At 40.6% G+C, this 20,266-nt stretch carries 16 protein-coding genes and 3 pseudogenes; 9 read left to right on the top strand and 10 right to left on the bottom strand.

The window, feature by feature from the left end; translation table 11 throughout:
• Positions 1-25: 25 nt before the first annotated feature.
• From ACU8V8_RS12080 to corA, 3 genes are all read left to right on the top strand, one after another.
• The gene (locus ACU8V8_RS12080; RefSeq protein WP_446887651.1) at positions 26-1,090 is read left to right on the top strand and encodes an efflux RND transporter periplasmic adaptor subunit; all 1,065 of its coding nucleotides are present in this window, start codon (positions 26-28) and stop codon (positions 1,088-1,090) included.
• Positions 1,090-4,200 carry an efflux RND transporter permease subunit gene (locus ACU8V8_RS12075; RefSeq protein ID WP_446887650.1) on the top strand — a complete coding sequence of 1,037 codons (3,111 nt, stop codon included), beginning with the start codon at positions 1,090-1,092 and terminating at the stop codon, positions 4,198-4,200. Before ACU8V8_RS12080 ends, ACU8V8_RS12075 begins: the two co-directional genes overlap by 1 nt.
• 207 nt (positions 4,201-4,407) lie before the next feature.
• Positions 4,408-5,364, top strand: a complete 957-nt coding sequence (gene corA, locus ACU8V8_RS12070) for a magnesium/cobalt transporter CorA (RefSeq protein ID WP_446887649.1) — start codon at positions 4,408-4,410, stop codon at positions 5,362-5,364.
• A gap of 151 nt (positions 5,365-5,515) precedes the next feature.
• Here corA and dps read toward each other — a convergent pair whose 3' ends face one another.
• Positions 5,516-6,028: a DNA starvation/stationary phase protection protein Dps gene (gene dps / locus ACU8V8_RS12065; protein WP_192542686.1), complete on the bottom strand. Its 513-nt coding sequence runs from the start codon at positions 6,026-6,028 to the stop codon at positions 5,516-5,518.
• A 297-nt stretch (positions 6,029-6,325) separates the two neighbouring features.
• On the opposite strand from dps, the pseudogene ACU8V8_RS12060 reads away from it, so the two are divergent.
• A pseudogene (locus ACU8V8_RS12060) lies at positions 6,326-7,694 on the top strand (alkaline phosphatase PhoX).
• Positions 7,695-7,738: 44 nt separating this feature from the next.
• On the opposite strand, the gene ACU8V8_RS12055 reads toward ACU8V8_RS12060, so the two are convergent.
• Together ACU8V8_RS12055 and ACU8V8_RS12050 are read right to left on the bottom strand one after the other, a co-directional pair.
• Positions 7,739-8,311, bottom strand: coding sequence for a PepSY-associated TM helix domain-containing protein (locus tag ACU8V8_RS12055; RefSeq protein WP_441836543.1), 573 nt, complete (start codon positions 8,309-8,311; stop codon positions 7,739-7,741).
• The gene (locus tag ACU8V8_RS12050) at positions 8,304-8,768 is read right to left on the bottom strand and encodes a DUF4920 domain-containing protein (RefSeq protein ID WP_301561875.1); all 465 of its coding nucleotides are present in this window, start codon (positions 8,766-8,768) and stop codon (positions 8,304-8,306) included. The genes ACU8V8_RS12055 and ACU8V8_RS12050 overlap by 8 nt, the downstream gene beginning before the upstream one ends.
• A 168-nt stretch (positions 8,769-8,936) precedes the next feature.
• Here ACU8V8_RS12050 and ACU8V8_RS12045 point away from each other — a divergent pair, with 168 nt between their 5' ends.
• On the top strand, positions 8,937-11,165 hold the full coding sequence (locus tag ACU8V8_RS12045; protein WP_301561876.1) for a TonB-dependent receptor domain-containing protein: 2,229 nt from the start codon (positions 8,937-8,939) through the stop codon (positions 11,163-11,165).
• A gap of 133 nt (positions 11,166-11,298) precedes the next feature.
• On the top strand, positions 11,299-11,772 hold the full coding sequence (locus ACU8V8_RS12040) for a GNAT family N-acetyltransferase (RefSeq protein ID WP_446887648.1): 474 nt from the start codon (positions 11,299-11,301) through the stop codon (positions 11,770-11,772).
• A gap of 98 nt (positions 11,773-11,870) precedes the next feature.
• Here the strand turns inward: ACU8V8_RS12040 and ACU8V8_RS12035 are convergent.
• From ACU8V8_RS12035 to ACU8V8_RS12020, 4 genes and pseudogenes are all read right to left on the bottom strand, one after another.
• Positions 11,871-12,651 (bottom strand): annotated as a pseudogene (locus ACU8V8_RS12035) (DUF2189 domain-containing protein).
• Positions 12,652-12,756: 105 nt separating this feature from the next.
• Positions 12,757-13,176, bottom strand: coding sequence for a 3'-5' exonuclease (locus ACU8V8_RS12030; protein ID WP_446887647.1), 420 nt, complete (start codon positions 13,174-13,176; stop codon positions 12,757-12,759).
• 16 nt (positions 13,177-13,192) lie between these two features.
• The gene (locus tag ACU8V8_RS12025) at positions 13,193-13,756 is read right to left on the bottom strand and encodes a VRR-NUC domain-containing protein (protein ID WP_446887646.1); all 564 of its coding nucleotides are present in this window, start codon (positions 13,754-13,756) and stop codon (positions 13,193-13,195) included.
• Positions 13,722-14,912 carry a hypothetical protein gene (locus ACU8V8_RS12020; RefSeq protein WP_446887645.1) on the bottom strand — a complete coding sequence of 397 codons (1,191 nt, stop codon included), beginning with the start codon at positions 14,910-14,912 and terminating at the stop codon, positions 13,722-13,724. The genes ACU8V8_RS12025 and ACU8V8_RS12020 overlap by 35 nt, the downstream gene beginning before the upstream one ends.
• A gap of 185 nt (positions 14,913-15,097) precedes the next feature.
• Here ACU8V8_RS12020 and ACU8V8_RS12015 point away from each other — a divergent pair, with 185 nt between their 5' ends.
• Together ACU8V8_RS12015 and ACU8V8_RS12010 are read left to right on the top strand one after the other, a co-directional pair.
• A complete protein-coding gene (locus tag ACU8V8_RS12015; protein ID WP_446887644.1) occupies positions 15,098-16,075 on the top strand; it encodes an LLM class oxidoreductase in 978 nt (325 codons plus the stop codon).
• The gene (locus ACU8V8_RS12010; RefSeq protein ID WP_446887643.1) at positions 16,068-16,880 is read left to right on the top strand and encodes an SDR family NAD(P)-dependent oxidoreductase; all 813 of its coding nucleotides are present in this window, start codon (positions 16,068-16,070) and stop codon (positions 16,878-16,880) included. The genes ACU8V8_RS12015 and ACU8V8_RS12010 overlap by 8 nt, the downstream gene beginning before the upstream one ends.
• Before the next feature lie 2 nt (positions 16,881-16,882).
• Here the strand turns inward: ACU8V8_RS12010 and ACU8V8_RS12005 are convergent.
• Positions 16,883-17,789: pseudogene (locus ACU8V8_RS12005) on the bottom strand (LysR family transcriptional regulator).
• 100 nt (positions 17,790-17,889) lie between these two features.
• Here ACU8V8_RS12005 and ACU8V8_RS12000 point away from each other — a divergent pair.
• A complete protein-coding gene (locus ACU8V8_RS12000) occupies positions 17,890-18,879 on the top strand; it encodes a zinc-dependent alcohol dehydrogenase family protein (protein WP_446887642.1) in 990 nt (329 codons plus the stop codon).
• Positions 18,880-18,983: 104 nt separating this feature from the next.
• Here the strand turns inward: ACU8V8_RS12000 and ACU8V8_RS11995 are convergent, their stop codons facing one another.
• Complete coding sequence (locus ACU8V8_RS11995) at positions 18,984-19,646, bottom strand: substrate-binding domain-containing protein (protein ID WP_446889635.1); 663 nt, start codon at positions 19,644-19,646, stop codon at positions 18,984-18,986.
• Entirely contained in the window at positions 19,646-20,005 is a 360-nt protein-coding gene (locus ACU8V8_RS11990) for a substrate-binding domain-containing protein (RefSeq protein ID WP_446887641.1), read from the bottom strand. The genes ACU8V8_RS11995 and ACU8V8_RS11990 overlap by 1 nt, the downstream gene beginning before the upstream one ends.
• Positions 20,006-20,266 lie beyond the last annotated feature (261 nt).

The following is a 20,266-nucleotide window of genomic DNA, read 5'->3' as shown; positions in this document are numbered from 1 at the left end:
TATTAGGTAGTAAAAAGGAGTTATTTTGAACATTTATAAAAATTGCAGGTATGTAAGTTTATTACTTTTTAGTGCATTCATTTTTGCTGCAGAGCCCGTTAATGTGGTTACCCAGCAAGTTAAGCAGCTGCAACTGACTCCTAAAATAACACTCACGGGCTCATTGAAGGCGCAGCGCCATGCTCAACTTTCGGTGCTTGCTGATGGGGTGATCACCGAAATATACGCAGAAACAGGGAAAAAATTAAATCAAGGTGAACCTCTACTAACGTTAGATTCCGCGCTGATAAAGGCCCAATTACAAGCAAATGAAGCGGCTGTTGCTCGTGCGCAAGTGACCGTTGATGATGCTAAGCGTCGTCTTACAGAGGCGCAGTCATTATCTAAGCAAAAATTGTTTGCACAAACCGAGTTGGCTGAACGACAAGCCGCAGTGAAAGGTGCACAAGCAAGTTTACTCGAAGCACAAGCAAATCAAACTTACCAGCAACAACTGCTAAAATACCATCAACTAGTTGCACCTTTTAACGGTGTTGTGGCGAAGCGTTTGGTCGATATTGGTGAATGGGTTACTCGTGGGCAAAGCGCCTTTGAATTGGTCAGTAATGATAAGTTATGGCTTGATTTATATGTGCCGCAAGAGCATTTTTCAGCTGTAGATAGTGAAACAGCGATAGATGTTTATTTAGCATCACGTCCTAATGAGGCATTTACCGCAACAGTAATCGCCAAAGTCCCTGTGGTCGATACCAGCCATCGTAGCTTTTTACTGCGTTTAGCAATAAATAACTCAGATGAGTTACAAGTGGGTTTATCAGCCAGTGCCGAAGTAACATTAAAAGCAACGGCAAAAGCTAGTGTCGTCATAGAGCGAGATGCTTTATTACGCCATCCAGACGGTGGTTTTAGTGTGTTTACTGTTTTTGAAGGCGTTGCTGCAAGGCAAAGTGTACAAGTGGGCTCACGGATAAACGGTTATGTTGAGATCACCCAAGGCTTAACTCCAGAGCAGTGGGTAGTTACGCAAGGTAACGAGTTACTGCAAGATGACCAAGTTGTTAATGCTGTATCGAAAACAGGGGCTCAATAATGCTCCAAGGCGCGGTAAAAAATGCAACGCTGGTGGCTGTTGTGGTGCTTATTTCATGCATTTTAGGGCTTGTAGCAGCGTTTAAGATCCCTGTGCAGATGATCCCCGATTTAGATGTGCGTACGATTACAGTGGTAACGCAGTGGCCAGGGGCGACCCCGCAAGATGTTGAAAAAGAAATCCTCATAGAGCAAGAGCGTTATTTACGTTCATTACCCAACTTAAAGCGCATGTCGAGCTATGCCAATACCGGCGAAGCAGAGGTTGAGCTTGAGTTTCCATTTGGTGTTGATGTAAATGAAGCGCTGATCAATGTGAGTAACGCACTGGCTCAAGTGCCTAACTACCCTGAAAACGTAGATCAACCGGTACTTTACAGTAGCTCGTTTTCATCTAACGCATTTATGTTCTTTTCGTTAAAACCGCTAGCAGGGAACCCGCTGAACATCGATATCGATATGCTACGGGATTTTGCACAAGATAATGTACGCCCTGAAATGGAACGCGTTGCGGGTGTATCACAAGTGAGCGTTCGCGGTGGGGCGTTATACCAAATTCAGATATTGATAGATCAACAAAAGCTTGCTAGTAGAAACATTAGTTTAGTTGCTGTAAGAGATGCCATTCGCAGCCGAAACCAAGATGCATCAGCCGGTGACATCGACAGCGGCAAGCGCCGCTATTTATTACGAATGGTCGGGCGTTTTCAGTCAGCACAAGAACTTGAAGAACTCGTTATTGCGCAAGATCAAGCGCGTACAGTACGGTTAAAAGACGTGGCAAAAGTACAGCTAGATCACTATGAACTACGTGATGTGTCATATAACGATGGCGAGCGAAATTTAATGCTGTCGGTGCGCCGCGAAAGTGGCTCAAACGTGATGGATATCAAAGACGAAATGACCACGGTAGTAGCGCGTATCAACCGTGATTTATTAGCGCAAAACGGCCTGCAATTAACTTTGCTGAGCGATGATGTACGCTACGTAAAAGGCTCGGTAAAAAATGTTTGGACCAATTTAGGCATTGGCGCATTGCTGGCAACGTTAGTAATGTTTTGGTTTTTCAAAAGCCCACGCTCGACTTTAATAGGCGTGATGGGCGTACCAATTTGTACTATTGCCGCATTTTTAGGTTTATTGATATTTGAGCGCACCATTAATGTAATTTCATTAGCTGGGGTGGCGTTTGCCATCGGTATGACGGTGGATAACACCATTGTAGTCCTTGAAAATATTGAACAAGCCAAACAACGTGGCTTGTCAAAACTTGCCGCCGCCATTGTTGGAGTACAAGAAGTATGGCCTGCAGTGCTAGCATCGACCATGACCACAGTACTGGTGTTTGCACCTATTTTGTTTATTGTGCAAGAAGCAGGGCAATTATACTCTGATGTTGCTATTGCTATCTCAGGGGCGATTATTGCCTCTATGTTAGTGGCCTTATTAGTGGTGCCTGCGGCATCGGCGCGATTTGCTTGTTCTGTAAAAACAGACGCTACTAAAACAGATGCCGCAATGACACAAGTCATGCGCTTGCCTAAGTTTATCCCGTCATTTTTAGCGTCTAAGACTCAGCGCACTGTATGCGTGTTAACGGCTGTAGTTGGTTTGATAGGCGGTGCTTGGCTATTTATGCCAGAAGCTGAATACCTACCTGAAGGGGAAGAGCCCAAAGCGTTCTCAATGATGATCGCGCCGCCAGGGTATAATTTAAGCCACATGCAAAAAATTAGTGATGAATTATTAATTTATTTTGATCAGCACTTAAATGCGCCAAGCAGTGACTTTGCAAAGGGGAAAACAGATTTACCCTCGTTAAAATACTATTCATTATCAGTTGGCGTTGGCAATATTTGGTTTTTGAGTGAGCCCAACGATGCTGAACATATTGATGCTATGATGGCCGCTATAACAGCCAAATTTAAAAGTTATCCAGGTATGCGGGCGTTTTCATCACGAGGCTCTATTATCTCCAGTAATGACGGCGGTACACGTGCTGTTGCCCTAGATATTAGTGGCACCGAGCAAGTGGATTTATACCGCGCTGCCGATGCCGTATACCGCCTTGCCAGTGAGGTTTTTGACAATCCACAAGTAGACTCAGAGCCATCGTCATTAACCCTTGACCAACCTTTAATTGAAATTGAGCCGCGCTGGCAACGTCTTGCTGAAGTGGGCATGACTGCTGATGAACTTGGCTATACCGTCGCAGCTTTAAGTGATGGTGCTTATGTGGATGAACTTATTTTAGATGACGATAAAGTGGATGTGTTTATATTCTCTGAAGCCGGTAATAAACAAAGTTTAGAGGGGCTTGAGCAAGCGCCGGTGGTGACTTCGCAAGGATTACTGCCGTTAAATGCACTGGCTAACCTAAATGAAAAAGCAGACAGCGACAGTTTACGTCGAGTAGATGGCCGGCGCACAGTAACTGTGTATATTATTCCGCCGCGCGACGTGGCACTTGAGCGTGCGCAGCAATTAGTACGCGAGCAATTGTTACCACAACTTCAGCAACAAGGTGATTTACTCTCAGGGGTGAACATCAGTATTGGCGGTGCGGCAGATCAGCTAGAGAAAACACGCGACGCCCTCAGTGGTAATTTTATTGTCGCTCTAGCGTTATGCTATTTATTGTTAGTCGCTATTTTTAAGCATTGGGGCCAGCCACTATTTATTATGGCGACTGTACCGTTAGGAATGGCTGGTGGACTATTAGGGCTGAATTTAATAAACGCGCTTGGCTCAGTGTTTGGCGGATTTCATCAGCCATTTGATATGATCACTATGCTCGGCTTTTTGATTTTATTAGGCACTGTGGTGAATAACCCTATTTTAATTGTTGATCAAAGTCGCCGCAATTTAGCAGCAGGCATTGAAGCTTATCAAGCGGTGATCAGCGCACTAGAAACACGATTAAAGCCGATTGTAATGTCAACCATGACCACATTATGTGGTTTAGCACCGTTAGTATTTATTCCGGGTGAAGGCTCTGAGTTGTACCGTGGTGTGGGGATCATAGTACTATGCGGTATTGCTGTATCAACTATTGTGAGTCTCACCGTGCTACCTGCGATGTTATTAATGGTGTATAAGCAAAAGAGTTAACTATAAAGAAACTGGATACTTCCCCAGCTTTTTTATCTTTGTTAGAGTTTTAGAACATACTAGATAGCACCGAGAGCACAAATAGCAGAGCCATTGTTATGGCTTAAAAGCTTGAACAACAATAACTTTACTGGGCAATGCATTGTCATTGTTGATTAATGATCTGTTACATATACTTAGGCTGTCTTGTTTTTATTGGAGAAGTGTATGCTGAGATTTTTTTCTATCGAACAGGGAGTGATTAATGAGTTAGAGCCTTCCGCTGATACTCCTATAGAAACATTAATTAGAAGTGCACATTGGATTGACACTATCAAACCCACAGAGGATGAGCGTAATATTCTAGCAAAAACACTCGATATAACGTTCCCTGAGTCTGGAGATGTTCAAGAGATTGAGGCTTCGTCGCGATGCTTTATTGACAATGAAGGCTTGCATGTACATGCATTATTTATGTCGCCAAATGAAGGGCGGTTTAATACCGTCACTGTGGCTTGTTTACTTAAAGATAATTGTTTACTGACTATTCGTGATGATGAGCTCGCTGACTTTCGATTATTACGTTTAAGAGCCCGAAAAGGTCAGGTCATGTGTGATACGGCAAAACAATTACTGGTAACATTATTTGATCAAAAAGTCGAAAACCATGCAGACATGTTAGAAGATATGCATCATCAGTTAGAGAAACTCAGTGCTTATGTTCTTGAAGAAGATGGCTCTGATTTAGAGGAAGCCATCAGTCGTATCGCACGATTAGAAGATGCCAATGGTAAAGTGCGTTTATGCTTAATGGATACTCGGCGCAATATTTCATTCTTGATACGTCAGTTAGGTGTACAAGGTGAGGATCGCGAATCTTTAAGAGAGATTGTGCTTGATATAGATACTCTAATGTCACACTGTACCTTTTTATTTGATAAGGTTAATTTCCTCATGGATTCCACTCAAGGTTTTATTAATATTGAGCAAAACCAAATAATTAAAACTTTCTCGATTGCCTCCGTGGTATTTTTACCGCCAACTGTGGTGGCCAGTGTTTACGGTATGAATTTTAATCGCATGCCTGAACTTGAGTGGGCGTGGGGGTATCCGTTTGCGATTGGGGTGATGTTGCTCTCTGGTTTTGCACCTTATTTATTTTTTAAACACAAGGGGTGGTTGTAGTATTTAGCTTATGTGGCTTTTGTTTTGTTTGTGATTACTCACTCGCTTAAAATGGTACTAAAAGCTTTACTGCTTTATTTATTTTTGGCTACAAAATTAAAAGCCCAAACAACTAAGTTATTTGGGCTTTTGCTGATCTGGTTACGATTTATTAACTTTGTAATTCACCAGTTGATGATTCAATGTGAGCACGTACAAACCACTGGAATTGCTCAAGATCAGCAAGTTGCGCGATGATCATATCTTCTGAGACAGGGTCAAGCTCTGATAGTTTTTCAAGAGCTTTACGGTGATCGCCATTTACGCCATTGTATACTTTATCAAGAGCAACGAGGTGATCTTTCACTAACCCTTTACCAATAGAATAATCTTCCCAAGAGCGGCGATCAACAATCGACTTAGGTGTGCCTACAGGAACACCACCTAATGTGGCAATACGCTCAGCGATAGTGTCGGTCATTTCTTGTACTGCGGCCACTTGCGGGTCGAGCATTTCGTGTACACCAATAAAGCTAGGGCCGACTACATTCCAGTGAATGTGTTTTAAGGTAAGTTGTAAATCAATTAGCGCTACCATGCGGTTATCGAGTTGGGCAATTGTCTGCTCAGCAGATTCACTATTCATGCCTGGGGCGGTAAATTCAGCGACTTTACTATTACTCATACTTCCTCCTAAATTAAAAACTAAGTGCTTAGAGATAAATATCGCTAAGCGAGCATACCTTTATAGAGCAATGGCCATGCCGTAATTCGATTGTTTAAATACCTATTTAAATCAGTCTGTTATTTTTTACTGGTGGTTGCTAGCTGGTTGTTAATATGAAAAAGCTGCATGGCTTTGTAAATAATTCACGCTCTAGATTATGACATTTCTATGAATTTGTATGTTGGCCCCATTTTTGTTGCTGATTTTAATTTATGATGTTGGCAAATTTTATCAGTACTTATACATAGAGCAGACATGATTAACAGAAGGCAGTTTTTATTTAGTGCAGGCACACTTGCGTTTGTAGGGTTATCTCGTAGTGCATTTGGTAAAGTCCCCGTCACTGATTTAGGCAGTAATTTACCTGCATATGGGCCGTTGGTTGCAGATAGTAATAAGCTTTTAGATTTACCTGCTGGGTTTAGTTACAAGGTGATCTCTGAGCTTGGTGAGAAAATGGATGACGGTCAATTTGTACCCAATAACGCTGATGGCATGGGATGTTTTACGCTAGATGATGATAGGGTTGCCTTGGTTAGAAATCATGAGCTAAAACCGACTGATTTAGCTAAAGCAGATGCTGCTGCGCAAACGCATAAAACATCGCTGGCTTATGATTCGAATGAACAAGGCGTCGCTTTACCGGGTGGCACAAGCCATATTATCTATAATCTTAAAACGAGTAAAAAAGAGCAAGAGTACTTATCTCTCATTGGCACTATTCGAAATTGTTCTGGTGGTATTACGCCATGGGGTACTTGGCTTACATGCGAAGAAACAACGTTAACTAAAGCCGACGGTTTTGGTCAAGATCACGGTTATATTTTTGAAATTCCAGCAAATGCTAAAGGCTTAGTGAAACCTGAGCCATTAAAAGCGATGGGACGCTTTAACCATGAAGCTGCCGCGATAGATCCCAAAACAGGTATTGTTTACCTGACTGAAGATAAAGGCGACAGCTTATTTTATCGCTTCATTCCTAATGAGTACGGTAAATTACACAAAGGCGGCCAACTACAGGCAATGGTGATAAAAACTACGCCACAATTTGATACCCGAAATTGGGCTGGCGCTAATATGGCATTGCACCAGAAACATGGATGTTGAGTGGATTGATTTAGATAATCCTGAAAGTCCGAAAGATGATTTACGTATACGTGGATACCAGCAAGGAGCGGCATTATTTGCCCGCGGTGAGGGCATTCATTGGGGCGATAATGAACTGTATTTTTGTTGTACCAATGGCGGTAAAAAGCAACTTGGCCAAGTCATGAAGTATGTGCCATCGCAATTTGAAGGAACGAGTAAAGAACAAACAGCTCCAGGGCAAATTCAACTGTTTGTACAAAGCACCGATGGTTCACTTTATAACTTTGGAGATAACTTAACAGTGGCGCCAAACGGTCATTTAATCATCTGTGAAGATCAATACACTGATGTGGTCGATAATCATTTACGTGGCGTTACGCCTAAAGGTGAAGTGTATAACTTTGCAAAATTACAAGCGCAAACAGAATTAGCTGGAGCGTGTTTTTCGCCGGATGGTAACACTTTGTTTGTCAATGTATTTACGCCAACAAAAACACTCGCAATTACCGGCCCATGGGATAGCTTTAAACTTTAATGGTTGTAAAGTGAAGGTTATACCTTCACTTTATTTTGCTGCTTTTACATAAAGATATAAACTGCGGGTAGGGCAATACCACTGATCACCCACAGTGATTTTATCCCCCAAGGGCTGTGTTTACCTTTAATCATAAACAGACCACTCAAAGCCAAAAAAATCAGTAAAGCCGCAAAGGCATCTGAAAATATAACCCAAGATGCCTTTGTCTCGTTCAAGTGCAGACGGTTGAATGCTTGAAATACATGACGAGGAGCTATTTTTTCATAAATTAATTGTTGATCTTTTAGGTTTAATAACAGGTTATTGCCATTTTTAAAAAACAGCTTAAATTGCGTTGGTGATGCCCAGTAAGATGTTTTAACTTTTTCATCAATTTTGCTTATTGCAAGTACTTGATTAGCAAGTTCTGTATCGTTATCAAGTGACCAGTTTTGCGCAGATATAGATGTTACAACTTGCTCAACACGGTAATTAGGATTCCAGTCATCTTTGTGATTAACCGCAATCCCCGATATAGCAAAAATGATCACTAAACCAATGCAAAAATAGCCGATATCACGATGCAAACTTCGGTTTAATTTATACCAGTTTATTTTTCTGCTTGTTTTACTCAAGGATTTCTACACCTGTAGGCACAAGTTGATAAATTGCCATAGGCTTTGTTACTGAGTTTTCATCAAACTCATTACCCGCTTGCTGTGCTCTATGTGCTAACAACGCTTTAGTACGGCTCAAGTTGAGCTGGATTTTATTTAGTTTTCCGCTAGCAATGGCTTTACTACCTTTAGCAGTCATAGGAAATACCATATCCCCATCATTAACCTTTATTTGCAGGTTTTCAAAACGTTTGTCAGAGGCAATGGTCATCCAGCAGCCACGTTTAGCGCATACGCCTACAACTGTACCTGCAATAGTGATTGGTTGATCTAAATAGTTATCTGGTGCGGTCATTATAGTCGAAATTTTTAGCAGATTAGTATTATCGACGGGTTCGCCAAATTGTGCTGCTTTGGCAGTTGATAGCCCGACTGTTGTAATAATTAAAATTAAGAGTTTGCAAAAATTCATCATAGATCCCTTTATATTCAGTGAAATTTAGTCAATTTTATAAGGCGTTACGGATTAATAATCCTTTTTTTAATATAACCATAAGTAATTAGTTATTGCAATTTCAATGGGTGGGTTCTAAAATCGCCACGCAAAACTAAATGACAATGATTTTTATTAAGGAGTGATAATATGAAATTTACATATGTTTTTCTATGTGTTGGAGCGGCACTTGCTAACTTTTCTACGCTTGCTACAACAGCTGATACTTATGATGATGAACAAGCCATAGAGCAAATAGAGGTGTTAGGCCATAAAATCACCGCGCTTAATCAAGATGTTGCAAGCTCTGTGTCGGTACTCTCTACCGAGCAAATAGATAGGCAACAAGCAGCTGATTTAAATCAAATTCTTAAAACCCTTCCCGGTGTTGAATTATCAGGAAGTGTTACCCCTTTATCTGGGCAGCCTGCTATTCGCGGTTTATATGGCGAGCGTATTTACATCTCAGTTGATGATGTAAAACGAAAAATTGATTCTGATGGCAGCCAAAATATAGCGCAAATTAACTCATTAGGTATAAACCCTGATCAATTAAAACAAATCCAAGTGCTACGAGGTGCTGATTCACTTACCGTTGGCTCTGGCGCCATCGGTGGCAGCATTCGTTTAGTAACTAAAGACGCAAGCGATTACTTAGGGGGTGAACAAGGCCTTGGTTCGCGATTTTCAGTAACACATCAATCCGTTTCAGACGCGAATGACTTTAATGCTGATCTGTTTTATTTAAATGATGTGAGCGATACTGTTTTATCACTCGGGCAAGTTGAGTATGATGATATTGATGTTGTTGCTAAGGAAGGCGCTACTGAAGACGAACAAATTCAAAAAGTTAGTAAAATCCTAAATAAATCAAAACGACAAAATGCCACCCTAAAAAATACCTGGTACTTTAACCCGCATCATAGCCTTAAAACTAAGCTGGATTACAGTAAAACGGAATCGGTTGATCAACCTTATGGTCAACGACTTGATTTAGCCATTGCATACCCCACATTGGCTGAAGATTACAAAAATGATTATCTCGAAGCTATGCTTAAATATATCTATCAAGGAGAAAGCGATTACGTTGATTTAGATGTACAAGCTTTCTATTCTAAAAAAACTTACGATAAGATCACCAAAGGCTATATTGAGCAAGGCACCAATAAAATAAATTACGATAGTAACAGTGAAGGGCAAAGTACCCGTAAAGGTATTCGATTTGCCAACTTATCGACCTTTGATGGAGTTATCAAACATAAGCTCGCCGTAGAACTGCAATATGATGTGGAAAGTTTCAATCAAACTCAGTGGCAAGATCAGCAACAATCTACTTACTACGGCAATAGCGATGCACAAAACTGGTCATTATCTTTGATTGATCAAAGTCATTTTTTTGATGAGCGCTTGTTAATTACCGCGGGTGTAAGGTTTGATGCGTATGAACGTGAAAGTGACCACTTTAAACAGTTTAATAGCAATGATGATAATGAATTATCGAGCGAACTAGGCCTTACTTTTAAAGTAACTGACTACCTTAATTTATATCTAAAAAGCGCTGAAGCATTCAGAGCGCCCTCGCTGCAAGAGCTTTATAAGCAAGATGAGTGGCGCTGTCATATTGGTGGCAAGATTTGTTACAGCGAACCACAGCCTGACCTTAAACCAGAAGACTCAGATAACCTTGAAATGGGCTTTGGTTTGAGTTGGCAAAACCTGTCTTTTGCAGATAATTTAAGCTTTAAAGCAATTTACTTTGATAACGAAATCAATAATTACATCGATAACGTGCCATTTATGTATTATCTTGATGCCGATGGCGAAAAACAACTTGGTTCGCCTGGGCCACAACCCGCCAATGGTATACCTGTTGCGACTCACCGTGATTATAGCGCTAAAAATATTGGTAAATTATTAAGTCATGGTATTGAAGTTGAAGCGCAATATACCTTCCAATCACTCGATATGTATTTAGGGTATGCAACGATTAATATGGATGTTGAAGGCATGCCTAACTTCTTCTTAGGAACCATCGACTACACACAACAGCCCTATGCAGAAGCGCCTGCTGATAAAATAACTTGGAATACGAACTACCAGTTTACAGAGCAGTTTAATTTAGGCTTACAAATGCTGCATTACCGTGAGCAAAAACGTTTAAGTGATACCTACTTAGAATACGGTTACGGCACCGATACATACACGGTTTATAATCTTAATGCCAAATATCAAGCTACTGGCAGTTTAGACGGTTTCATTGTGAGGTTAGGAGTCGACAACTTAACGGATAAACGCTATCTAAGAGCGCCAGCAACTGAAGCAACTGACCCTGCAGAACTTGGCCGCAACTATAAAGTATCGTTAAGTTATCAATTTTAAATTTTATTATGATTGAATAAATATAACAGGCCCAAATTATGGGCCTGTTTTGATTAAAGAATCATGAGTTATAAAAGAACTTGTCAGTTATATTCGCAAGGTATTTTGCTGGTGCAGGCCGAAATACATTTGTGTGTGGCCAGCACCTGCGTCACCACAAGCACAGCAATTATTGTTATTGCCAGGTGCTCGCGCTGTTGACTCCTTATTAGGTAGCCAAGCACCATTGCTTGATGTGAGTAATACCTTAAAAGCGGATATCTCTTTACAGCCCTTTGAGCTTGAGAAAGATTGGCCTTGGTATGAGCAGGAATACAACCAGTTTCTAACAGAAAACCCAGCAATGGCAAACATAGTGCCAATCAGTGATAAAGAAGAATTGAGCGAGTCTATTGAAGCAGGCTTATGCAGCATGGCGTTTTATAAAGGCCAGCCTTTGGGAATGGTTATGGGGGAGGTAAGTGAAGAGTTAGGCTTTGATGGTTTATTGGTGAGTGATATTTTTATTACTAAACAGTTTAGAGGCCAAGGTCTAGCCTCGCCGATGCAGCGTTTATATTATCAACAGCATACACAGGATTTTGAACTTTTTTTTTGGTTATATTGATGCGAGTAATATGCCTTCATATAAGAATGCACTCAAACAAGGGCGTAAACTACTGCGCCAAGAGCTTTACCTCCCAGCGCAACTGTTTATATAAAAGGCTATTCATAGCCACGTAATTTTTTGATTTTGATCACCGCAATATAGCCATGCCAACTGGCGTAACTAAGTAGCGGCATAATGACAATAAAGCCTGTTGCGCCAGTGACAAAACCGATAGCGACTAGTATAAAAATACATCCAGACCACACAATCATAGCGCTGAAGTTAGTTTTAACAGCATTCATCGATGACATCACCGCGGTCATGATATCAACCCGCCTTTCCATCATAGTTTGTGGCGTAAATGCTGAAATCGCAAATACACTAACCAACAAAATTCCGCCAATGATGGTGCCTAAGGTTAAAAATGCTGAAAGGTTCTTCAAACGTAGGGTTGGCATGAGTGGGGTATAATGCATGTACTAAGGCTGCTAAGCGCATCCAAATGATCATGATCACCATAAGCAAGACGGCAAATCCCCATTCACCCACAGGGTTTCTGAACATTGATTTTAATGAATGCAATAATGTAGGGGAGTGACCTTTTTCAAGCTCCCATGCAACATCATATAAACCCACCGCAAATGCAGGGCCTATTAGGGCAAACGCGACTGTTGCAGGCAATATAACAATATAGGTGCCAGCATAGACGGCGCTGTAAACAATGGCCAGTGGGATAATTGTAAAAATTAACCCATAAATTAAGCTAAGTATTGGCGCTCGCATCATGTCTTTAAACGCAAGAGCTAACCAATGAAAAGCTGCAAAAGTGCTTACTTTATTGCATGCTAAAGAACGAGCAAATTCAGTGTGTTTATCAAGAGTGTTTGATGATGGCATAAAAGTCTACCTATGTAAGGCTACTATTTAGGTTTAGAACATATCGCCATTATTTACAAACTTTCAATTAAGTTTTGTTTACACGCTTAGGTTAAGGTTTTTAGCTTAATTATTGCTTTGCTGGATCAAGTTTAGTAGTTTTGCCGTTGCAGTTGCATCGGCCAGTGCACGGTGATGATTGGTCAGAGATAGCTCAAAATGTGCGGACAAATTTCCCAGTGAATATGATTTTAGGCCAGGAAAGGCTTTGCGCGATTCCACCACAGTACACAGCTTGGGCATTTTAAAACTAATGCTCGCCATTTCACATTCTTTACGAATAAAGCCGTAATCAAAATTGACATTGTGAGCGACAAAAATACTGCCTTGTAACTTATTCACTAAGGTATCGGCAATTTGCTTAAAGCTAGGTGCAGAGGCTACCATGGCATCGGTAATACCGGTCAAGGAGACAATAAATTTAGGAATACGCATTTGCGGGTTAATCAATGTTGACCAGGTTTCGATAACCTTGCCATGCTGCATTTTAACCAGTCCAATTTCAGTGATCCTGTTGCCGCCTTTTTAAGCTTCCAGTGGTTTCAATATCGACCACGCTGTAGATACGGTTTGGATCATTAACCCAATTTACCGCTGCAATGTGTACGTCGAATCCTGATTTTTTTAGGTTGTCGATGGTGGTTAGCTGATTACGTCTGAGTTTATCACCTGGTGCTTTTACTTCTTCAAAATGAACTGTGTTATTTTTTAAAATCATTAAATCAGGGTAGCCGTCTTTTAGTTCTAAAAAGCGCATCGTCATATTTTTCAAATGATTTTTTAGTGATGTTAAAGAGGTATTCAAAATCAGTACTTCTAGTGGTTTTAACAGCTCGCTATGCCAACGAAATAGGCCATTTACTTGATCAAAATAGCGCGCTGCGTTTTTGCATACATGCTTTAGTAAATCATCAGTTGTGTGCCACTGCGCCAGTAGTGCATCAATCTGCCCGTGTTGCGTGTGATAAAAGCTGTTAGTGCGTAAAACGTGTGGAAATAAATCAAACTCGTTACACGGTGGGTGAGGAGTTTCAACGTAAAGTTCGTGCCAGAAACACGAGACCAAACAGGCTCTGCCATAGGGTGTTTTCTGTATAAAATACGCGCAGTCCTTGCTTTGTGTAATGCTCGGCAACGCCTTGCTCTACATCACCGCGGTAAACTTCATCTATTTCGATTACACACTGGGTATCCGCAAGCATTGCACTTAAGCGAGAGCGGGTTTGTTTATTAAACTTACGCATTAGAAAATCATCAGCAAAATAGAGTAGATCATCGGTCAGTGGATCTTCGATGATCTCTTCAAGTTTGGCTTTTACCCAGTCTTTATTACCTTGACGATATTGTTCACGTAATTGTATTTCAGTGGCTTCAGGGCTGTTTTCACAGGCGTTTAATATATTAAAACTGAGTATTTCATCTGTTTTTTTTAGTTGCTGATAGAGCCTGAGCAATAGCTTGTTTTTAAGGTTTATTGCCAGTGTGCCTTGTGCTTGTTGCGCAATTACGTTGTGAGCTAAATCGTGATAGTGGTCATCAGTTTGTGCTCTTTTAAATGCTAAGCGAAAGCGGTTTAACGCATAGTTTGATTTGGCCTCATCGAAAGTGTCGAAACGCGCTAAGCTTTGGTTATGGCTTTGTCTGGTTGCTCTAACACCTAAATCACGTAGGACAAAACTATTTTGGTGATTGATATCACCACTGCTTAACCGGCCGATGTATAAAAATTCAAAGTATTCATATATATCGGCTCTATTATTAATAATAAATTGATTATATACAGGGGTTAAATACCCAAGTTTCTTGGCAAAGAAATCGCAGGCCTGTGTTACTAATTGTGCTTTTGTGGCGCTTTTTTTTATATTTAGTTGTGCGTCAAAAGGGGCTAGTAGCGCAAGTAGGGCAGGCTTGGTTAAGTGAGTAAGTACCCGTTGGTAGTGACGTGCATTGGGGTGACTTGTAAGCTCAGTCTCTATTAATTCGTCGAGTGCTTGTACAGGGTTGGCTATTTCATCGTAGTTAAGACTCGCTATCGTTACTAATTCAGGTTTACGTGAAAATATACGCGCGAGCATACACTGCCCTTGTTCACTCAAAAGGTTTACTTTGGAAATAAATTCAATGTGGTGCTGTTCTAATAGGTGTCTACATTGAGACTCGATAAAAGTTATTAGCTCTTTAAAGTGGGCTAAATAATACTTTGCAGGCAGCTCTTTTTTCAAAACTTTTTCCACTTGTAATTGCTGTATAAAAAAACAGTATCCAGTATTTTTAAATAACTTTCAATAAGGTCATTGATTATCAATGCTAGCTATAAACTGATTCGTTTATTTTCGTTATTATCAATTTATAGCTGAGTAATTACACTATTGCTCTATATTTTAGACTCATATTTTTTAGGGTAGTTATGGCTCACAATTCACAGCAACCACAATTTCAAACCTTAAATAAAGGATATAACAGTGTATTTAAGTTAGGCTCCTTGAGTGTGGGTTTAGTTGTGCCAATTGAAAGTTACCCAAAGCAGAATAGTCCATCTATGAGGCATCACCTTGAGCGCGTTAAACTAGCTGAAAAACTTGGTTTTTCTGCTGTGTGGCTAAGGGATGTGCCATTTAATGTTCCTTCATTTGGTGATGCTGGACAATTATTTGACCCCTTTACTTATCTGGGGTTTTTAGCGGCTCAAACAAGCGAAATTGCGTTAGGAGTGGCGAGTATTGTATTACCACTGCGTCATCCTGCTCATGTTGCCAAGTCGGCGGCGAGCGTTGATGTGCTTTCACAAGGTAGGCTGTTGCTCGGAGTTGCATCTGGAGATAGACCACAAGAGTATCCTGCAATGCAGTTACAGTATGAAAATCGCGGCGAGCGCTTTGCGCAAAGTGTTGACTATATCCGCCAGATGCAGACGTCAAACCCGGTGTTTAAAAACGACTATGGTCAGTTTAATGGGGAAATTGATATGCTGCCAAAAGCGACATCTGGCAAAATACCCTTACTTATCACAGGGCAAAGCCAGCAAAGTGATGAGTGGATTGCACAGCATGCTGATGGCCGTATGTTATACCCTCATAAGGTTGAGCTACAGCGGCAGTTAATTGGTACTTGGCAGCAACAATTGGCAGCGCTTGGCCGCGGTCCACAACCTGTGATGCAGCCGCTCTATTTCGATTTAGCTGGTGATAATGAAGCACCTTCGTCTTTGCATTTAGGGCTTAGAGCTTCAACCGAGTACCTCGTTAACTATTTAATGCAATTGGAGCAAGCCGGAGTTAATCACGTGGCGTTGAATTTACGCTTTAATCAAGCCGATATAACCGATACCCTGCACTTATTAGCAGAAAATGTTTTACCTCACTTTAGGAACAATCATTATGAATAAAACTATCTTAATTACAGGGGCAACAGATGGCATTGGCTTAGCCTGTGCAAAATCGCTGGTTTTACAAGGCCACACAGTATTATTACATGGTCGAAGTGAGGAAAAATTAGCCGCGGCGAAAGCGCAGTTATTAACTTTGATGCCGGATGCGACGGTAGACACATTTCTAGCTGATCTATCACTACTGCAAAATGTGGCAACCTTAGCCGATAATATCATTGCTAAATACAAATCGTTAGATGTTTTAATTAATAATGCTGGTGTTTATGTTGTGCCAAATACGGTTTCTAATGAAACATTGGATATTCGTTTTGTGGTTAATACTATTGCACCGTATTTGTTGACAAAACGTTTGCTCACTATTCTAACGTCACATAGCCGCGTGGTTAACTTATCGTCAGCAGCGCAAAGTTCGTTATTAGCACAAGAGCTCAGTCAGCCTAGCACGCTTTCTGACACAACCGTTTACGCTAAAAGTAAGTTAGCATTAACTATGTGGTCACGAGACATGGCGCTTAGCCTCGAAGGTAAAGGGCCGATGGTTGTAGCGGTCAACCCTAAATCATTTTTAGGCAGTAAAATGGTAAAACAAGCGTATGGGGTTGCGGGCTCAGATGTGCAAATAGGGGCCGATGTATTAATTAAAGCTGCGCTTTCAGAGGGATTCGCAAGTGCGAATGGCTTATATTATGACAACGATATAGGTCAGTTTGCTAAGCCACACTCTGATGCATTAAAGCCTGAGCTAACCGCTAAGCTAGTGGCCACATTAGAGCAAATATTAGCAACAAAAGAGCTTAATTAATATTAGCGATCGGTTTTGCTTTCCCAATACGGGGTTTGGCCATAATACTCGCTGAAGTAATCAATAAATGCTCTTACTTTTGGCGCAAGTAGCCTTGCGCTAGGGTAGACTGCCCAAATAGCTGTGTTAGATATAAGCGGGTAATCTGCCAGTATCTGCACCAGCTCGCCGGATTTTAGTTTTTCGTATGCGCACCACGTTGACATAAGTGTAATACCAATGCCTTGTGCGCATGCATCTCTCACTGCTTCACCATTATCTGCAAATAAAATTGTATTGGTTTTTATACTTTGCGGTTTATTATCCACTGTAAATTGCCAGGTATCTAAACCATGTAAGTTTACGCATTTATGTTGGCTTAATTGCTCAGGGGTCTGCGGCTGAGAATATTTTTTTTAAATAAGCAGGCGACGCACAAATAATGCGTTTATCACGGGCTAACTTTTTCGCGATAAGACTTGAATCAGCCAGAGCCGCATCTCTGATAGCAATATCAAATCCACCTTCAACCATGTCTACTATACTGTCGCTGAGCCGTAAATCTAATGTGAGATCGGGATAGCGAGTTAAAAAATCATTTAATGCTGGGATTATATGCATTCGGCCAAACGATGCTGGCGCGGTCACTCTTAACTTCCCTTGCGGGATTAAACTTCCTGAGCCAACAGAGGCACGGGCTAAAGCAACGTTTGCCAACACTTCTTCTGCATGAGGCAAAAATGCTTGACCTTCTTCACTTAAAGAGACTTTTCGGGTGGTTCTGTGCACCAGCTTTACGCCTAAGGATTCTTCTAATTTATTAATATAAGTGCTTGAAACCGCAGCTGATAGGCCAAGCTCTTTGCCAGCCATACTAATATTATGGGTGGTGGCTAAACGTACAAATAAGGCAAGGTGATCTAGGTTCATTATCAATGAAATCTAAAAACTGATTGTTATAAAAACTATATTATCAAAGTAATCATATGTAAATATACTTTTAAGCACTGACAATAAAGAGGTGTTCAACATGAAAGCAATGATAATTAATGAATTTGGTAACAGTGATGTTTTTACTGCTGCAGAAATTGCAAACCCACAAGTTAAAGCCGGTCACGTTGTGATTGAAGTAGCCGCTACCAGTGTCAATACGGTTGATATGATGATCCGTGAAATGGGTGAAGCACTTGCACCATTATCTCCGGCATTACCGGGTGTACTGGGAATGGATTTTGCTGGCACAATTACCGAAGTAGGCGAAGGTGTTACTAAGTTTGCTGTAGGTGACGAAGTCTACGGTTGTGCTGGTGGATTAGCGGATTTACAAGGCGCGCTTGCGCAATATATGCTTGCCGATGAAAGATTAATTGCTCATAAACCTAAAACTCTCTCTATGCGTGAAGCTGCTGCAATCCCATTGGTAGGGATTACCGCCTATGAAGGTTTAGTTCGTGCTGGTGTAAGTAAAGGTCAAAACGTTCTTGTTCATGGTGGTGCTGGCGGCGTTGGGCATATTGCTTTACAACTAGCTAAACACTTTGGTGCTAACGTATTTACTACGGTCGGCGCTGACTCGCAATTCAAATTAATGGAAAAGCTAGGCGCTACGGCTATTAATTACCGAACTGAACAAGTTGCAGATTATGTTGCCAAGCACACTGAAGGCAATGGTTTTGACGTTGTATTTGATTCAGTCGGTGGCGCTAATATCAGCAACTCTTTTGAAGCTGCCGCGCTAAATGGGCAAATTGCTACCACAGTTGCCATGCTTGATTTAGATTTGACGCCTGCACACTTCAAGGGGCTGTCATTACATGTTGTGTTCATGTTGATCCCCATGTTACATAACTTTAAGCGTCAACAGCATGGTGACATTTTAACTGAACTTGCCAAAATTGTTGATGCAGGTGAATTGACTCCGATTGTTGATGCTAACGAATTTAGCCTAGAATTAGTGGCTAAAGCACACGATCACCTAGCCAGTGGTAAAGCACTAGGCAAAGTTGTGATTGACGTTTAATTAGTGTTTCAACCGTAGATACTTAAGGCCTTTGTTAAGTACGATGGTTTTATGTCACAGTAAAACCATCGTATATTTAATTATAAGGTCTGAGCTTTTAAATATCAGTACCAAAAATGGTTCATGGTGCATGTTTTTGTATTGTTTGGTTGGCAATAATGAAAATCTAAAAAGTAAAATTCTTTCGCTGGTTTTTTATTATTTACGAGCACTTCATACATTAACTGAGCGCTTAACCGACCCATTTCAAATGGGTTTTGACCAATATTGGATGACGACAACCCTTTATTTAACGCCTTTAATTGAACTTCTTCAGTATCAGCAGAAATAAAAATTAATTCTTTTGATCCAAGTTTCTCTTTATACGGGCTCATAAATTCAATGTACTTAGAATTAAACTGTGCAAACCCAGCAACGGCGATTATAGCCGGCGTTTCTGCCATTTTTACAAGGCTTTTTACTTGCTCAAGCGAATCCTCTCTTTTCCCTAAGCTATAAAGAGGGCAGCGGCTAAACTCATGCCACCCATTCTCTCCGGATAATCGCTTCTTACTTTGCCCCGAAAGTGCAAATCTAATTCCTGCGATACGTTTGTTTAAGTTAGGTGCTGTTTGGTGTCCTGACTGAATACAAATATTTTTACTTTTTGTATCAATTAATACTTTAACTTGGTTACCTAAAGCGACACCAAAATCAAAGTTGTTTGTACCAACATAGGCTAAGCGGTAACGACTGTCTTTAGGGTTTAAATCAGAGTCGAAGGTAATTACAGGGATATTTTTTCGTTGAGTTCTTTTAAAGCCCGATTAACCAAAAAATCAGAGTCTGTGGTGGCAACTAATAAACCATCGATACCACTTTTAACCATATCGTTAATTATTAAAGCTTGTGTACGAATATCTTGATAGTCATCAGGCCCATCGTATCTACATGTGACCTCAGGGTGTGATTCGGCGAACTTAAGGCACCCTTTGTACGATTGTACATAAAAACTGTCATTTTTCGTTTTTCCAACCATGCCAATTATAAGTTTTGCGCTTCCTAAGTTGGGTGAGAGCAACAGCAAATAAAAAAGTAAACGTGCTACTTTGAGTGTAAAAATATTCTCAGGCCTAGTTAATGACAAATTTAAAGCTTCCTCAATTAAGGATGTTAGGCAATTAGCATTACTTAACAGAAACACGTGAAAAAAGTTTTTGTTAATAATGTAGTAATAAGTGATAGGTGTTAATTTAGTTCATAGTTTTAACACCTGGTCTATTTTGGCTTTGTTATAACTGTACTGATAATCTGGCTTTAAAGATCACTTCATCCATATCAAAAGTTATTCATTACCAATGGGTTTAATCAGATGCATTTATTGACTTAGTAGAAATGCTTTAAGGTC

The sequence above is a fragment of the Pseudoalteromonas sp. SaAl2 genome, from assembly GCF_052947895.1.
The sequence above is the reverse complement of the archived record's forward strand: the minus strand, read 5'-3'. Positions and strand labels throughout refer to the sequence as shown.

What these genes read in the sequence shown, in the direction of transcription:
- ACU8V8_RS12050 (WP_301561875.1), bottom strand. Translation starts at nt 8,768, where the DNA reads ATGATGAATTTTTGCAAACTCTTAATTTTAATTATTACAACAGTCGGG.
- ACU8V8_RS12030 (WP_446887647.1), bottom strand. Translation starts at nt 13,176, where the DNA reads ATGCAGCATGGCAAGGTTATCGAAACCTGGTCAACATTGATTAACCCG.
- dps (WP_192542686.1), bottom strand. Translation starts at nt 6,028, where the DNA reads ATGAGTAATAGTAAAGTCGCTGAATTTACCGCCCCAGGCATGAATAGT.
- ACU8V8_RS12000 (WP_446887642.1), top strand. Translation starts at nt 17,890, where the DNA reads ATGAAAGCAATGATAATTAATGAATTTGGTAACAGTGATGTTTTTACT.
- ACU8V8_RS12010 (WP_446887643.1), top strand. Translation starts at nt 16,068, where the DNA reads ATGAATAAAACTATCTTAATTACAGGGGCAACAGATGGCATTGGCTTA.
- ACU8V8_RS12075 (WP_446887650.1), top strand. Translation starts at nt 1,090, where the DNA reads ATGCTCCAAGGCGCGGTAAAAAATGCAACGCTGGTGGCTGTTGTGGTG.
- ACU8V8_RS12015 (WP_446887644.1), top strand. Translation starts at nt 15,098, where the DNA reads ATGGCTCACAATTCACAGCAACCACAATTTCAAACCTTAAATAAAGGA.
- ACU8V8_RS12045 (WP_301561876.1), top strand. Translation starts at nt 8,937, where the DNA reads ATGAAATTTACATATGTTTTTCTATGTGTTGGAGCGGCACTTGCTAAC.
- corA (WP_446887649.1), top strand. Translation starts at nt 4,408, where the DNA reads ATGCTGAGATTTTTTTCTATCGAACAGGGAGTGATTAATGAGTTAGAG.